Annotated in this window: 14 protein-coding genes and 1 pseudogene; 6 read left to right on the plus strand and 9 right to left on the minus strand. The window is 53.4% G+C overall.

The features are described from left to right. Positions 1-62 precede the first annotated feature (62 nt). The 3 genes and pseudogenes from AC2FJE_RS09460 to AC2FJE_RS09470 form a co-directional block, all read right to left on the minus strand. Positions 63-732, minus strand: a pseudogene (locus AC2FJE_RS09460) (transposase); the annotation flags it as partial. 418 nt (positions 733-1150) lie between these two features. Further along, on the minus strand, positions 1151-1474 hold the full coding sequence (locus AC2FJE_RS09465) for a HupE/UreJ family protein (RefSeq protein ID WP_496755597.1): 324 nt from the start codon (positions 1472-1474) through the stop codon (positions 1151-1153). An 889-nt stretch (positions 1475-2363) separates the two neighbouring features. After that, a complete protein-coding gene (locus AC2FJE_RS09470; protein ID WP_496698428.1) occupies positions 2364-2912 on the minus strand; it encodes a Crp/Fnr family transcriptional regulator in 549 nt (182 codons plus the stop codon). A gap of 203 nt (positions 2913-3115) precedes the next feature. Here AC2FJE_RS09470 and AC2FJE_RS09475 point away from each other — a divergent pair, with 203 nt between their 5' ends. Genes AC2FJE_RS09475 through AC2FJE_RS09490 form a run of 4 tightly spaced genes read left to right on the plus strand, consistent with a single transcriptional unit; the run spans position 3116 to position 8600 of the window. Next, the gene (locus AC2FJE_RS09475; protein ID WP_496755596.1) at positions 3116-4093 is read left to right on the plus strand and encodes a SphA family protein; all 978 of its coding nucleotides are present in this window, start codon (positions 3116-3118) and stop codon (positions 4091-4093) included. Next, positions 4093-4857: a hypothetical protein gene (locus AC2FJE_RS09480; protein WP_496760892.1), complete on the plus strand. Its 765-nt coding sequence runs from the start codon at positions 4093-4095 to the stop codon at positions 4855-4857. The genes AC2FJE_RS09475 and AC2FJE_RS09480 overlap by 1 nt, the downstream gene beginning before the upstream one ends. A gap of 39 nt (positions 4858-4896) precedes the next feature. After that, positions 4897-6807 carry a DUF3604 domain-containing protein gene (locus AC2FJE_RS09485; RefSeq protein ID WP_496760893.1) on the plus strand — a complete coding sequence of 637 codons (1911 nt, stop codon included), beginning with the start codon at positions 4897-4899 and terminating at the stop codon, positions 6805-6807. A 5-nt stretch (positions 6808-6812) separates the two neighbouring features. Then, positions 6813-8600 (plus strand): DUF3604 domain-containing protein, encoded by a 1788-nt coding sequence (locus AC2FJE_RS09490; protein ID WP_496755593.1) that lies wholly within the window; start codon positions 6813-6815, stop codon positions 8598-8600. A gap of 204 nt (positions 8601-8804) precedes the next feature. Here AC2FJE_RS09490 and AC2FJE_RS09495 read toward each other — a convergent pair whose 3' ends face one another. The 3 genes from AC2FJE_RS09495 to AC2FJE_RS09505 form a co-directional block, all read right to left on the minus strand. After that, complete coding sequence (locus AC2FJE_RS09495) at positions 8805-9170, minus strand: hypothetical protein (protein WP_282169987.1); 366 nt, start codon at positions 9168-9170, stop codon at positions 8805-8807. Positions 9171-9460: 290 nt separating this feature from the next. Further along, the gene (locus AC2FJE_RS09500; RefSeq protein WP_496755592.1) at positions 9461-10663 is read right to left on the minus strand and encodes an Aq_097 family APC-type transporter; all 1203 of its coding nucleotides are present in this window, start codon (positions 10661-10663) and stop codon (positions 9461-9463) included. 415 nt (positions 10664-11078) lie between these two features. Then, complete coding sequence (locus AC2FJE_RS09505; protein WP_282169985.1) at positions 11079-11486, minus strand: helix-turn-helix domain-containing protein; 408 nt, start codon at positions 11484-11486, stop codon at positions 11079-11081. A gap of 69 nt (positions 11487-11555) precedes the next feature. On the opposite strand from AC2FJE_RS09505, the gene AC2FJE_RS09510 reads away from it, so the two are divergent. Both AC2FJE_RS09510 and AC2FJE_RS09515 read left to right on the plus strand, forming a co-directional pair. Beyond that, the gene (locus AC2FJE_RS09510) at positions 11556-12974 is read left to right on the plus strand and encodes an MFS transporter (RefSeq protein ID WP_496755591.1); all 1419 of its coding nucleotides are present in this window, start codon (positions 11556-11558) and stop codon (positions 12972-12974) included. 728 nt (positions 12975-13702) lie between these two features. Next, positions 13703-14233, plus strand: a complete 531-nt coding sequence (locus tag AC2FJE_RS09515) for a hypothetical protein (protein ID WP_496704872.1) — start codon at positions 13703-13705, stop codon at positions 14231-14233. 559 nt (positions 14234-14792) lie between these two features. Here AC2FJE_RS09515 and AC2FJE_RS09520 read toward each other — a convergent pair. The 3 genes from AC2FJE_RS09520 to AC2FJE_RS09530 are packed head-to-tail and all read right to left on the minus strand — an operon-like array spanning position 14793 to position 16418. Continuing rightward, positions 14793-15125, minus strand: a complete 333-nt coding sequence (locus AC2FJE_RS09520; protein WP_282169982.1) for a hypothetical protein — start codon at positions 15123-15125, stop codon at positions 14793-14795. Position 15126: 1 nt separating this feature from the next. Continuing rightward, positions 15127-15657, minus strand: a complete 531-nt coding sequence (locus AC2FJE_RS09525; RefSeq protein WP_282169981.1) for a hypothetical protein — start codon at positions 15655-15657, stop codon at positions 15127-15129. Then, on the minus strand, positions 15648-16418 hold the full coding sequence (locus AC2FJE_RS09530; RefSeq protein ID WP_496760894.1) for a hypothetical protein: 771 nt from the start codon (positions 16416-16418) through the stop codon (positions 15648-15650). Before AC2FJE_RS09530 ends, AC2FJE_RS09525 begins: the two co-directional genes overlap by 10 nt. Positions 16419-16474: the final 56 nt, after the last annotated feature.

Raw genomic sequence — 16474 nt, forward strand, 5'->3', positions numbered from 1 at the left:
AATTTTCGACGGCCTCCCACAAAACTGAACCGATGGCAGCGTAAGCTTAGAGAGAATCTGGCTCATCTATTTTGTTTGATTGTGCGGTGAAGCAAACGTCGCGTTTCGGTAGTCTTTTGTTTGATCCTTTGTCGTCGTTTTAGGATGGATTACTCGCGCCCGAAATAGACATCTGCGGGCGTTAAGATTTGCAGGTTCTTGCATTTGGGTTTGTGATTGTAGTGATCGACAAATGCATTGATCTGATGGTGAAGTTCACCAGGTATGTCGCCGTTTTCAGCAGGGTGCGGGTCTTCAGAGTTTGGTGTCAGCGCTTGATCTTGCCTTGGGTTTGCGGGTGTTTCGGCGTGCCCTTGACGTGTTTCATCTGTTGATCACCTTGCCACTCGGCAAGCTTGTCCGAGACGTCGCTTGACCCGTAATCACCTAGCAGTTTTGGCTTGTGCAGGACCATTGCCTGATCGCATCCTGAGGCTTGCAACGCTAGGCCGAGCGTGTTGGTCACATCCTCGGCCTTCATCGTCGCGCAGAACTTCCAGGCGATGATGTACGGCTGTAGTCGTCGAGAGTAGTAAGCAACCCCAGCCAGCCGATCACTTTCAGATACGTGAAGTCTGTCTGCCACAGCTGGTTCGGCTGTGTGGTCTTGTTACGGAGCTCGTCTGCGACAGACAGAACCACCTCGGCCGGGCTGATGATCAGGCCAAATTACTTGAGGATGCGATAGACCGAAAACAAGAGCATTCAGAAGACTCATCTTTCCCGAACGAGATTGGGTGTTTCAGGGCGGAGAGCGGAGGTTCGCAGCAGCCGCGAGTTAGTGAGGTTGCGAAATCGGAAGCAGATATTGAGCACGCCTCAAACTATGTTTTTCTTGGCACTTCGTCATAGAGTCCCTCGCTGCTGAAGGTGTCGACAATCGTAACTAGTATCGCTGCGAATGGGTTCCTTTGTTTGACCCTGCTTACCCAACTTTGGACCCATTCTTGGGTATTGCTCCTAAGAATAGGCGAGCCGTTCGGCTATCCAATATGTAGCCATGTAGCCAATGGCATGTTCCGTTGCGGAAGTGAGGTGGCTGAGGGTATATTGCCATTGGCGAAAGAGGAATGGAACGCACGGTGGATTACAGATCCTGTCGCGATGATGTTCACGACAAACGCAATCCGACCTGCCTCGACCCCAGGCTGAATGCGACAAGCGTAGTTGGAGCATCACTTCCAGGCGCTTCGATATCCCGCAGATCACCGGCGAAACCGAGTCCGCGTAATAGGCCAAAGCCAAACGCGATGAGCCATGGTGAACGCTCGAAAAAACGCACCTGTTTTTCGTCCCGCTTGAGCACTTCAACGGCCTGGAATACAATAGACAGTGCTATGATCGCTCCAACTGGGGGCGGGTATTGAAACATGACGTAGTGCGGCAAGCGGCATTCATTGGCGACTTCACAACCAAGAAATCGGCGCAGGATCATTGTAGCAACTTTTCACCCAGATTTTCCGGAGTGAGCATGGAGATGTCGATTTTGCATTTCAACGCATTTATCGGAGCGGCGGGAGGCTCGGATTTCAAATCGCGGTGCCAGTCAAATAGAACCTCATCACGAATGTCCTCAAACGCGCGCAAGGCGGGCTGTTGGAGCGTATCTACCCACACAATATTGGCGCAATATCCCCAGGGCATCGGGCCGGGCCTTTGTCCAGGCGGCAAGCTGCTGATCGATTCAATATAATGCACCCAAACGTACCGGCGACTTGTTGGCCAGGAGTTATCGCAATAATTGCCGGTAGCAGACTAAGTGTGCCAAAATCATCCAGGTTCGCCCCGGAACTCAACGCAGCGATTGTTGTCTCAGTGGTTTCTGGGTCGGGATCAGGCCCAAATCAGATTTGATGAAACGCAATTGCCACTGGACTCAGGAAACGCTCAGAGCTCTTGTTAAGGTTCTCTTTCAGTGCCGCATCGTCAGGTTCCGTCGGTTGCACCACCTACAGTGTCAAAAAGTCCGTCTTTTTCGCCAATCTGCGGCGAATGGCACTTTCGCCACGATCAAGGGCTGGTGCGCGCGCCTCGCGCACCAGCCCGTTTGGACGCGAAGTCAGTTAATCTAAGGTTGGAGGTCGCTGCGAGGGTGTCTGAAATTGTTGGATCCACCGATTAATATCCACGTCATCAATGACAATCTGGCTCAGATCAACTCGGGATGGAGGAACGAATACCAGCCAAATATTGCTAGCCCAAGAAGAAAGAAATGTAACAGCGGTCCTTTGCGAAATAGCTTGTGTATTCCGGAGTTTGGTAAGTTTGTTGGCTGCTACAAAGCTGATCACAAAACCGGAAGAGCGCTCCTTTGCCTGGGACCATTATTGCGGGACGACCACAAGCGAGCCGTATTTTCGCTGAACCAACCCGTCGGCCTCCAGCTCTGCCACCAGCTTGGCGAAGGCACTTCGGGACAAGCGACAAATCTCAGCCAAATGCTGTTGGGTCAGGGGTATGGCGCGGGTCGGTGCAAAAGCGTCGGATATCCTGGTCAGGATTGTAAGGCTGCGCAGTTTGGAATCCGCCAGCATAAGATCACGGGCAACGCGAATGGCAAGTGCGCCATTTGTGACGGCCAGTGCCCCAAGTGCACGCCATATCGGTTGGTCGTCCTGCTCTAGTTGGATCAAAGCCTCGTACGGGACCCGAAGCAGCTGGCAATCTGTCAGAGCAATCGCGCCAATCTGACGGGGCAAGCCGGTGATTGCCGCCGCTTCTCCAAACCAGGCACCGGGCCCGAACACATGGCCCAACACGATCCCTGATTGGCCATCGTCCAACTGAATTCCAACAGCGCCTGACACCACGGCAAAGACGGATTGATCGTGATCAGAGAGTGCATAAATTCCCGCACCACTTTCGACACTCACACTGCGACCTGAATTTACCAGGCTGTTAGCCAGACGTGTATCTATCGCACGAAGCCAGGGAGATGCCGCCACTAAGGCCTGAATCTCGTTTGTTCTGGGTGGTTTCTGCATCAAATATCCAATTTAAGACAATCTCCGCACGCGTTTTGGATTATCATATCTGAAAGCGTGCGAACAAGCGCTCTGTATCTGGGAGAGTGAATTTGAAGACAACAATAGTGCTACTTGCGTTGTCTGCTTCGGTGTTCTTGTGCGCGCAAAAGGTGCAAGCCGCAGAGGGAGGTATCGAGACCTATCTTCTTGGCAGCCGTGACAGCATGTCGGGCATCCTACCGCCTCCCGGAACATACCTAAATAATGATTTCGTGTATTTCAGCGGCACCGCTCCCAGCATGGCTTCGGGCGGTGTGGTCGTGACGGACCCTGATGTAGAGGTGTTTACTTATAAATTCAATTTCACACATGTTTTTGACGCGCAGTGGGGCAATGCGCGATTGGGCCTCAATTTCAATTTGCCCTACGTTTCGGCAAACGGGCAGTATTCTGGCGACCTCAGCTCGGGGTTTTCCGGAACCCTCAACGATGACGGCGAACATGCCTTTGGTGATATCGTTCTTTCGCCTCTCTTCAACTGGAGCAAAGGCAAGTTACACACAACATTGGCCTTACAGTTCTTTCTGCCCACTGGCCACTATCAGACGACGCAAATCAACGTCGCAAACCGGTCGATTGACGCCCTGAATGCCGGAAAAAACCGATTTGCATTTGACCCAACCCTGTCGATGACCTGGTTCGACCCGACCACGGGATGGGAGTATTCAGGATCGTTTGGCGTCACCTTCAGCGCCGAGAACGACGCAACCGACTATCAGACTGCGCCCGAGGCGCATTTTGAAGGCACGGTCATGCGGCATTTACCCAACAAGCTTGCCCTTGGTGTGACCGGCTATGCGTATCATCAAATTGGCGATGACAGCGGCAGCGGGGCGGATGGGATCAAACAATTGCTTGGCGCTGATAGTTTGGAGGCCAGTGTTTATGGGCTGGGCCCGATCGTCACCTGGTCAACCCAGGTCGGCCAGACACCGATTTCAATCAAGGCAAAGTACATCAAGGAGTTTGGGGCCAAACGTAGATTTGAAAGCGACAAGGTCTGGATGACCGTTGGATTGGTGTTCTGATGAGGTGTGTTCCGTCTATTGTCCTGATGGCTGTCATTCCGGCCTCTGCGATTGCACAGCAGGACAATCAGACATTGGCCAGCCAAGCCAGCGACCCGACCGCGTCCTTGATGTCGTTTCAACTGCAGAATTTCTATTCACCTTCTTTGCATAACGCGAACGGGGCACTGAACGTTACCCAGTTTCGCGCCGCCATTCCGCTTCAGCTGGGGGGGATCAATAATATTGCCCGCCTGACACTGCCCTCGGTTACGTATAACTCAAATGGCGACACCGGGATCGGCGATGCCACCCTATTCAATCTGGCAGCTTTTGACCGTTCGTGGGGCCGTTACGGGATCGGCGTCGTGGCCCTGCTGCCAACGGGTGCTGATGGTGTCAGCGCCGATAAATGGGGGTTGGGGCCAGCGCTTGGTTTCGTGGCGCGGCCCGGGTGGGGGCTTGCAGGGCTATTCAATCAGAACATTCTGACTGTTGCCGGCGACAACACGCGACCGGACGTTAACATTTCGACTCTGCAACCCATCGTCAGTTACACGCTTGGTCAGGGCTGGTCGGTCGGCACATCTGACATGACTGTTGTATACAGTTGGGACCGATCAGAATTCACCAGCCTGCCGATTGGGCTGAAAGTCTCGAAGTTGAGCAAACTCAGCGGTGTCCCGGTTCAGTGGCAGCTGAGTTATGAGCGTAATTTCTATAATACCGGCACCGGGCCACAAGACACGATTGGCCTGACAGCAAAGCTGTTGGTGCCGAAATGACGATGGGCGGATATTTGAACGAAAGGGTTTGAGATGACCATGCATTTGACTCTGGCAACTGCACTTGCGGTGTCACTTACGTTACCCGCGCTGGCGCAGGATACGGCCTCGGCTGACAATGCGGCTGGGGACCTCAAGGGGCAACCTTATTCTCCCAATGCCAACCGGGGATTTCCGACCAGGGTCCTGTTCGGTGATACGCATGTCCATTCGGCATTGTCCGCGGATGCAGGTGGCGGCGGCACGACTTTGATGCCGCGAGACATGTACCGGTTCGCCCGGGGCGAGCAGGTGACGTCGAACACGGGACAACCCGTCATGCTTGAGCGTCCTTTCGACTTTTACATGCTGACTGAACACACCGATGGCATGGGGGTGATTACCGACATCAAAAAAGGTGCGCCAAACATCATGGCGGATGCACAGGGCAAGAAGTTTCACGAGGCGTTCGCGAAGGGCGGTGACGACGCCAAACAGGCCAGCATCGACCTGATCGCGCAATTCAGTCAGGGCACGCTGAGCCAAGCGTTGCTGTATCAACCCGGGATGCCAGGCTATGACAATACCTGGCGCGATCTGGTACAGGCCGCAGAGGAATTCAACGACCCGCATGTCTTTACTGCGATGATCGCTTATGAATGGACCTCGTTGACCGAAGGCAACAACCTGCATCGCAATGTCATCTTTCGCGATGGACCTGAGAGGGCGTTGCAAGTGGTTCCCTTCCTGATGGCGCCTCCAATGGGCAGCCCTGATCCCCGCGATTTGTGGAAATGGATGCAAAGCTATGAGGACAAGACCGGAGGGGACGTGCTTGCTATTCCGCACAATCCGAACCTCAGCAACGGTATCATGTTTGCGCTGAATGACACGTTGAACGACAATGCGCCTTTCGATCGAGAGTATCTGCAAACCCGGCAGCAATGGGAAAAGCTGGTTGAAATTGGCCAGACTAAAGGAGACAGCGAAACCCATCCGATGCTGTCCCCGACAGATGAATTTGCCGAATACGAACGGTGGGATTGGGCCAATCTGGATATCTCCGAAGCCAAGACGCCTGAGATGCTCGCCACGGAAATGGTGCGCAATACGCTAAGAAACGGCCTAGTTTTTGAGCAATCCGATGGGATGAACCCCTTCAAGCTGGGCTTTGTGGGTGGTTCGGATATCCACACCGGGCTGACTACGCAGCTCGACAACAACTTCTTTGGCGCCTTTACTTGGATGGAGCCGTCAAAAACCCGCGCCACCTCGGTGGCCAAGGGGAATGCGGATTTGGGAATTTCCTATAAGGGTTGGCAATATGCCACTCCGGGTCCGACGGCCGTCTGGGCCACTGAAAACACCCGGGCAGGTATCTTTGACGCGATGGAACGGCGCGAGGTCTATGCGACCACGGGCCCACGCATCACAGTGCGGTTCTTCGGCGGAGACTTCGTGGCCGACGACATCAAACACCGCGAGTTGGCACGGATCGGCTATTCAAAAGGTGTCCCGATGGGTGGTGACCTGGCGGGGACCGATGCACCGTCTTTCCTTGTTTACGCCCTGCGTGATCCGATTGGTGCTAACCTGGACCGCATCCAGATTATCAAGGGCTGGGTTGATACAAACGGCGAGACCCATGAAAAAATCCACGACGTGGTTTGGGCCGGTGATCGAACGCCCGGTGATGACGATAAATTACCACCCGTCGGAAATACCGTCGATCTGAGCATCCCAAGCTGGACCAATGATATTGGCCGGGCTGAACTGGGTACCGTGTGGACTGATCCGGAGTTCGACCCCTCGCAGCACGCATTCTACTATGCCCGTGTTATCGAAATCCCGACGCCACGCTGGACCGCCTATGATGCGGTTCGCTTTGATGTCGACATGCCCGATGAAGTCAAGATGATCACGCAAGAGCGCGCCTACACCTCGCCAATTTGGTACACACCTGAAGGATGAAGCCGATGAAAACACTTATTATTGCGACATCCACCTTGGCGCTTTCGACTATGGCGTTGGCGGAACCCAACCCAATGCGTAACGCATACTTTGGCGAGACTCATATGCATACGGCACTGTCGCTGGATGCATATATCGGTGGTGCACGACTGATGCCGTCTGACAGCCTGCGCTTTGCCAAGGGCGAGTCAGTCTTGGTAAATGGACGTCACAAACAATTGTCGCGCCCGCTCGATTTTGCAGCGGTCAGCGATCACGTGGAATATTTGGGCGAGATGTATTCGACGATATTCCCCGAGGCACCAGGATACGAGCAAGAAGATCTGCAACAACTACGCAGCTTGGAAACGCTGAAAGACAAACAGGATTGGTTCTACAAGTACGTCATCGCCAACAATCGCAGTGAAAATCCTACCCACCCACCTTTCTATCAGGGGCCTGAGACCACCAAATCCGGTTGGCAGATCATCATCGATGCCGCCGAGGAACACAATGATCCGGGCAGTTTTACCGCCTTGATTGCCTTTGAATGGTCCGCAGCGCCGAACGGTGGCAACATGCATCGCAACGTGATCTTCCGCGATAGCGTGGTCCCGGACCTTCCGATGTCCAGCTATGATTCCAACAAGGTCGAAGACCTCTGGGACTGGCTGCAAAACGCGCAAGACAACGGATCAACACTTTTGGCGATCCCGCATAATTCGAATGCGTCGAAGCAGCAGATGTTTCCCGAACTCAACAGTTTTGGTGAAGCACCGGACAAGGACTGGGCCAGCACCCGGCAGGCTTGGGAGCCTCTGATCGAAATGATGCAGATCAAGGGTAATTCTGAAGTACACGAAGCATTCTGGCAGGCGGATGAGTTCGCCGGTTTCGAAAACGCAAATTCCATCCAGAAAAACTCAAACCGGTATTTCCACAAGCGCGACTTTGTGCGCGAAGGGTTGAAACTGGGACTGGCGGCCCAACAGGAGTTGGGCGTAAATCCCTACAAATACGGGTTCATCGGCGGCACTGACAACCATAATGGCCTGATGTCGGATGTGACCGAAGACGACTTTATCGGTGGTCACGGTCCCGAAGATGGTAGTGTTGATCGACGTCGCAAGGGTGGGGTTGGCGGCTGGATCGACGGGATCGACCTTTCGATTGGTTCACTTGCTGGTGTCTGGGCCGAAGAAAACACCCGAGCCTCGATCTGGGACGCGATGAAACGACGTGAAACTTTCGCTACATCCGGGCCTCGGGTCAAAGTGCGGATGTTCGGTGGCTCGGACCTTGCGGACAATCCGACCGATCCCGTTGCAATGGTGGAAGATGGCTATGAAAACGGCGTACCGATGGGTGGTGATTTGATTGGAGACAAAGCGCCCACTTTCAACGTATATGCGCAAAAAGACCCGGACGGCGCCAATCTGGATCGCATCCAGATCATCAAGGGCTGGGTCGACGCAACGGGCGAGATCCACGAAGAGATCATCGACGTGGCCTGGTCCGGTGATCGCGAGATCGCCGCAGATGGCAAACTTCCTTCGGTGGGCAATACTGTCGATCTGAAAACTGCACTGTATACGAACGACATTGGCGCCCCAACATTGATGGGCAGTTGGACTGACCCCGGTTTCGACCCAGAGCAAGGCGCGTTCTATTATGCACGTGCTATCGAGATTCCAACACCAAGGTGGTCGACGTATGATGCCGTTCGTTCTGGCCTTCCTTTGTTGGAAGAAGTCCCCGCCACAATTCAGGAACGCGCCTGGGGCTCGCCGATCTGGTATTCACCCACCGGATAATCAGAGAATTCAACTTGGGCAACAGTTGCGTTTTCAAGTCGTACAACATGCGGAAAGCAACGCCGGGTCCAAATCCTGAAGAAGTGCGGTAGCCCTTACCGGTAACGCATGTAGCTCGCAACTAACGGTTTCTTCCCGCGTTGTGTCCGAGATCAACTGCAGGCCCAGTGTGACGGCCGGAACAATATCCTTTGTATCAATCTATCAAAGCTCGGGCTGCGCTGGCGCCTCATCGTCGACTGGTGTTTGCTGATGTGACACGAGCTTCCAAATACCTGCATCGTTCAAATAGGTCGACGCACATAGCGCATGGTAAATCGGAGCGTCAGGACGCTCGGCTGAAACCCGATATGCGAGAACAGCAATCTCACCTTTTTGATTGAAATGTCGGTCACTCATTCGAACCGTCCGCCATCCTGCCGTACCTTGCGCACCAGTCGTACCGCGTTGAATTTTCGCTGGGTACGGGAAGATCATCACGGCATCTTCAGATATTTCTGAATGTGCGGAATCGAAACCGTTTAACCACAGCCGCTCTTCTGTTGCCCAAAGTTGGTCTTCAGTGGTCATTTCCCTCTCCCTTATTGCGTACGCCTCAATAGAAAATGGCGCTTTTTGAAATCTGTTTCTGAATTGACCCCAAGAAACTGGAAACAAGAACAATTTCTTTCATAGGTTAGGCGTTCTGCACCTAGCCGTCACCTCAATTGGTATTCTGGGCGCTATCGGGTCAAATTTCCAGGGTCTGCGAACCATTAACGCCACTTCAGTTGATCTAAGCGAGGAGGCAAAGTCGGCTTCGTTCGGACATAACCGAGTGTTGAAAGCGTTCGGTTTTCCATTCCTTGGTGCAATCCTATTCAACCAGCGGGAACCCCAAAAATAAAAACCGCTCCGGAAACAACACTTAGCGCCAAAAAGGCAGCGGCTTTTTTCTCGTCACCCATACGCTTACGTGCAGCTTCAAATGCGACCAGGCATTGAAGGGCATAAAACAAGGCAAAGGCACGGCTTGCCAAGGCAATCACCTGGTCAACATCAGTCGACCACAGAATGCCGATTCCAACCAGCGCAATTAAACCATAGGCGTGGCTGGGGTTTACGCGATCATGAGTGATCTCGCCGATCAGGCCGGCATCCCCAATACTGTCTGCAACAGATGCGCTAAATTGGCTGGCTGTCGCAGCAATTGTCAAAGAAATCGGCAGTATGCCCGCGACCAAAGCCGAGACAGATATAACAGCAGCAACTCCCTCTCCCTGAGACAGATCTATCAGCAGCGGCGAAAGGAGTATGAAGAAGACAATGTAAATAACCCCGGAGAGCAACTGCGCATTCCACATCGCCTTAATTCTGGTCTGCGCATCAAATTCCTCGCCCATGAACCTTGTCGTTTCAAATCCCTGCACAACAATCAGCAACCCGAGAAGAACAGGAAGTGACTTAAGCTCGAATTTGCCAGCAGCTGACAGAAAGTCGCCTGGCCCGACGATCTTCCCGAATGCAAAAACCGCAAGAGCCGCAAGAAAACCAGCTATCACTGATAGATTTAAAGCTGTCGCATAGCGTTCAACGCGGGCAACTTTTTGCGCTCCACCGCTCCAACCTAATAGCCCAATTGCTATCAAAAGACTTATCGCGATGGGTTTTGCTAACTCTGGCCGGTCGATATTTGCGCCCTGTAGGACAAAGTGCCCGAGAAGGGCAAGATAATAGGAAACGGAAATGAAGTAGGCAAATGCGAGAACAATATGACTGAGTTGCTCAATCGAATGCAGAACATGATCCTTGTCAGCTGCCAATTGTGGTTCGACAACTCTGATGTTGTAGCGAATTGTCCATCCAATCAGCATTGCCACGAGAATTAACAGCGCCATCGCAAGCGCAGCAAAGCCCCCGAACTCCCGGGCAAGCAGAGGGGCGGAAACCAGAAAACCACTCCCGATGATTGAGGCGAGTGGGGTAACTGTGGCGCGCCAAATCGCGGTTTGTGAAAACGGAGCGAACAGTAATCCTAAAAGAACGACTGCTCCAATGGCCACAAAGGTAATTGTCGGTATCAAATCAACAGACCTATCCGGTTCGGGCGTGTTCTTCGCCTCTTGAGAAATTCTATCCGATTTAACTACTTCTAACTGTGTTTCGGCCCTTTCCCTATGTTTAATCTAAGCATTGATTATTTTGCTGTTGTTGAGAAAATTTCCTGACAGGCTCCGTTGCGTGTTGCTGCCATCCATAGGGATGCGACACTCGGGCGTGCACCGAGTAAGTGGTTTGGCGAAGCCGCACCGCAGCACTTGCGATCAATATGAAGGTCCGCTTTGGGCCGAAACCAAACGCCGGATTTTAGTTCAGGATCAAATCATATGTCTCATCACCGAAGTATAGGTCCGTGCAAAGCTATCCCATTCGTCAGATCGCAGCAAAAGACCTTCCTGTTGCTTGGCGGGTTGCAGGCAGCCTTCGCTGGCGCTCCTATCACTTTCGAGCAGCGGCGGAGCGCGACGCAAACTCCATGAGGCGTTTGAACTTCGGGCAGTCCATATGGGTCTCTGCCGGGCAATCTGCCACATGACGGAGCGCATCCCGAAGCCGGGTCAGGCCTCGGATTTGTTCGTCGAGAGTGTCTGCCCGTAGGTGTAATTCGGGGCGAGGCAATTTCGGTGTTCCATCTTTGGCGAACATGCCTCTGATCTCAGCAAGCGAGAACCCCGCCATTTTCCCTAAAGAGATCAAGGCGAGTTGCGTCAACACCAAGGTCTCAAACTGCCGCCGCAGGCCATTCCTCGCAGCTGATTGGATCAGTCCAATTTCCTCATAATAGCGCAGTGTTGAGGGCGGGACGCCGCTCCTTTTAGACAAGACACCGATATCAAGAAGTTTCATGGTTGACCTCAAGTTGACTTGAAGTGGCAGAGTAACTTCTCACTGGTACACGAGACAAGAGAATTTACGATGACCGATGCGATACAGGCACAAAATCCCACTCCCATCCTGATTGCCCTCGCTGCGGCGACACTGACCGCCTCATTGGGAATCAGTATAGCGGCGGTACTGCTTCCGACACTGGCACACAGCTTCTCCGCGACAGTGTCGGAGGTGCAATGGGTCATGCTGGCTTATCTCACATCAGTGACCATCGCCGTTGTATCGGCCGGACGGCTTGGCGATCTATTCGGCCATCGTCGCTTGCTGGTTTTAGGTCTCATCGTTTTTATAGCAGCGTCAGTATTAAGCGCGACGGCTCCGAGCCTCAGCGTGTTGATCGCTGGACGTGCGTTGCAGGGGCTTGGCGGAGCGATCCTGATCGCGCTTCCGATGTCTATCGCACGTGATCTCGTCCCGACAGAGAGGTTGGGCACAGCGATGGGGTTGCTCGGGACGACTTCCGCTGCCGGGACTGCATTGGGCCCCTCGCTGGGTGGTGTGCTACTTGCTATGGGCAACTGGCGCATGGCATTCTGGTTTCTTGCCGGGTTCGCCAGTGTCACGCTTTGTCTGTCTGTCGCCTCTATCACGCGCGATTGCGAACGGAGGACCGTATCTTTCCGAGAGTTGGATTTTCCGGGAACCTTTGTGTTGGTGATAGCTCTCTCAGCCTACGCGGTGGCAACCAGCGGTGGGGCATCAAGCATTCCGTTGTCTCCGGGCGCGCTTATTTTCACTGTTTTGATCGCAATCGTCGTGTTTGGGATGGTCGAAGCCCGTGTGGCCTCTCCACTGGTGCCCATGAAATTGCTCCGCGACCAGAGAACAAGTATCGGGCTTTTGATGAACCTGCTGGTCAGTGCAATCATGATGTCAACTTTGGTTGTTGGTCCGTTCTATCTAGCTTTTTCTCTGGGGTTGAACGATGCAGCCATTGGTTTGGTTTTGGCGGCGGGGCCAACGGTCGCCGCGCTCTTCGGTGTTCCGGCCGGTTGGGTAACAGATCGGGTTGGCGCAGATCGCGCGATGATCATCGGCCTTGTGCAGACCACGTTTGGTCTGCTGTGCTTGGCATACCTGCCGCGATACTTCGGAGTCGGCGGCTATTTGATCTCACTCATCATGCTGACGCCTGGCTTTCAACTTTTTCTTGCCGCCAACAACACAGCAGTTCTGATCCACGCTGCCAAGGAACAGCGTGGCCGACTCTCTGGCCTCCTCGGGCTCTCGCGGAATTTGGGTCTGATGACGGGTGCTTCTGCTATATCCACACTGTTTGTTGCCATAGTCGGGACGGGAGATACTGCGAATGCTCCGGTTGCGGATATTGCACATGCTTTTTCGATGACCTTTACAGCCACTGCATGTTTGGCCCTGATCGCCATGGGATTGGCGATTTGCGGCCAAGTTCGGCACGCCCGCGAGGCACCTAACCCAGCTGAGTAAGATGGTTGAGGAAAGCGGGGCCGCTAACTGTGGGGCGATTGTGGAAAAACCGGAAATCACACTCTTTGATGAGAACGGGCTTTGAAACGGCAATGGTTAGGGGCCAACGGGAGTAATAAGTGCCGTGTCTGGACAGTGAGAGATACGCATGCTGCTTCATTTTGTGTCACACCTGTGTGTCACACCGCTCGAATGCTTGCATCTAGTTGTGTTGTTAGAGTTTGGTGGAGCCTAGGGCCACCATACCCTCATTGAAAACGCTGCGTTTTCCACCAGTTGGGACATCTCACCCCCACATAGAACCCCACATATTACTGAATTCTCCTGACTTCAACTGCTGTCAATTGGGCTAATGAAACCAATTTGGCAGTCCAAAACCTTGCTGTCGCGCGGTGCTATCTCCTTCATCCAGACAACTTGGCCAACGTGCGTTCAACACTGAGGAATGGAAATTGAGAATTGAGTGGGAGCATCCTAGGTGTGTTGCATGTCTTGTAACTAAGGAATTGAGCGTTGAGCATGTGATGCCAGATGGCCTTGGAGGCATCCTCACGTCTTGATTTCTTTGTGGGAATGCAACAGCCGATTTGGTTTTTCACTCGAAGGAGCGGATCACCTCGCTCTCGAACTCCGTAACCCACGGGTCAATCCCAAGACAGTGACAAGAACGCAAAGTTAAGCTATTATGTCAGTAATATTGACGTATAAATGACGAGATTGACGGTTCTATGCCCCATGACGAGCAACAAGCTAAACGCGGCCCGGATGGCAAGTTCCTGCCCGGGCACAAACCGCCAAAGTCAACCGGCCGACCGCGGGGTGCAAATGGCATTAAAGCACGTGCAGCACGGCTTGCGGGAGAACGGCTTGAAGAGATGCTCGGGCGCGCCACTGACGTAATTTCCGACGAGCTTGATAACGGCAATCCAACCGTAGCCCAATGGCTCGTTGATCGGGTTCGGCCTCCTGCACGCTCTGACTTCGTTCAATTGGCTGACAGGAACAAATTGAGCTCAATTGAAGATATCCTTGTCGCTTCAGAGCGGACCACAAATGCAGCATCGCGGGGCGAAATCAGCTTGCAACAGGCAAGGCTTCTTCAGGATGTCTTGGGTCGTCATGCCCAGCTCAAAGGGCTTGAAGAACTGTCCGCACTCCGTGCAGAGGTCGAGGAAATGCGACGTACGGATAGAACGACCGCCGCAATTGATAAGTCACTGCTACCAAAATGGGGCCGCCTGAGCGAGGAACAAAAATGAAGAGAGGGTCATGGACAGACAGCGGAGGAATGGCTGGAACTCGCCTGCCCATTTCTGATAGGACCGCCATCAAGGCTGCACTAAAAGAAGCAATCGAAGCGGCTGATAGGTTAGAGATATCGATCAAGCATTCTGAAAAGATAGGTGCTCTGCCTCCAAACCTGATGTCTGGCCAGCGTGAACTCTACGAGGCGAGACGACTACTGGCTTCGGGTATCGCGCACCTAGTAGAAAAGCGTTCTTAGCAACACTTGTACGGGCTGAAGCAAGAAGACGCATTTCCCGCTTCAGTAAAAATTTTCCGCAAAGCAGTCGTTCAAGCAAGTTGCAGCGAATGACTGCACTGAGGCCTTTGTGACAGATGCTGCGGCATACACATTTTGGCAGTAACGGCGGATTGCGGCCATTCGCTGCGGTTTGCACCAAGGTCCGCTCTGCGGATGCCGTAGGCTGGATCACTTGGCTGACGCCAGCATCGTGGCAAAGACAGGTCTTCACTCTACCTGACGTGTGACAGGCCCACTTTCCAGAATTGGGAGTCCGTCCTGAATTTACAGGTTCAGCGGTAGGGCAAGCTGAAGAACGAGAAGCTGTTCGTCTGGGTGACTATGCGTGATCCCGTCTCAGCCATAAGCGTTTGCATTGCTGAGCTGCCCGTCGGACACGCTACAAGATCGGCGGCATCATCAAGAAAGTCTACGGTGAATGCGCTTTCGCCGACAAGTTGGCATTCATCCGACGGGCTGCGGTAGCCGCGAACAAAGACGAGATCGGGGTCCGGTTCGCTGACCGCAACCTCAACCGGCGCCTCAATACATCCAGTGAGTAAAAGCGTCGCTGGCAAGATAAAGAAGGATGCCAATAGCTGCTTCAAGTGAATAGTTGTTGCCATTCTACTTCTCCCATTCCGCGGCTGTGCTACGCCAAATGCCATCTTCTGCGTCCCAGGCGCTTGCAGTGACACATGGGGTTGGATTGATCCCGCCGCATTGCGACCCGTGAACATCGGTGAGAAGAACACGGTTGGGACCAAGATCTACGACATCCCAACCTTGGTTGAGGATAGAGCTAATGACATCACCCACAAGGAAGTGCGACATGCATCCGCCAGTTCCGCAATACAGGGACGCGGCCGACGAGCAGGCAAAGAACACCTCGTTCAACACCCAGTCAGTTTTCAGATCTCCGTCCAGATCCACGCGCACAATAGCGCCCCATTCCAATGCAAATTCACCGTTCTCAAAGTCAGAGCAGGCTTGTTGCGCCTGATTGATCTTTTCTTGAAGCTGCGCCGGGAGCTCAGATATCTCTGAAGCACTGGCAGGCTGCGGCAATGTTAAAGCCGTCGCAAGCAACGCGCAGAAATGCATCCTGACAATCGAAACAAGGCTGGATTCGGCGCTCGATCTCGGCATCAGTTGCATTGGTCGTACCGATAATCGCCGAACTCCAGCCAGTTTTTCCTCTGGTTCCGGAAGATCAGAAATTCGGCCCGATCCTCCGCCAGTAGGGCAACAACGAAGTCCTTGACCAATTCGGAGTTGCCGAAATAGCTGTATGAGGTCATTGCCCGCTGGGTTTCGCCGTTCACGGTGACGCGCGCGTCCCACTCATCATTGGCATCATCGAGGATCACGAACTCGATTTGCCGTTTGACCCCACCGCCGCCGCAATAGACCACGCCTTCTGGTGCCTCCATAGGCGCGGAGGTTTGGTCCAATGCCCGACATTCGGCCCGGAGTGACTGGATGGCTGTACCTGATCCCTTAAGATCAAAAATGCCGTAGCTGACGTCTTGATCTACCATCGACAGGTTCAGGGTGGCGTTTGCGGCAATCTGGTCGAGGACGAACGCATAATCCGCCTCGTCAGTGAACTGGATCTCGACAGGATAGTTGTCGACGATCTGGACGAACGAGTTTTCGCGTCCCATCTGAAAAGCAGCAACTTCTTGCGATCCGTTTATCAGAAAACGAAAAGAAAGGCCGTTCTTTCGTACGATATCCTGCGAATCCTCATACCCGGCCGGGGCGAACCTGATCCTGTCGCACTGCAACTCCAGCGTCATGTTGTTTGTCTGAATAAATGCATTTGGCAACGGGCTGCCGCTGAAGCCCCATTCGGCCAGTGCAGGGGCCGCCGACAGACAACACATCAGACACGCAGACCAGAAAGTGTTTTTCATTTTTAACTCCCAAAGTTCCTCGTACGAGGAGGCAATAATGGTTCTCCAGCATTGAG

The organism is Ruegeria sp. CDSC002 (assembly GCF_059610905.1).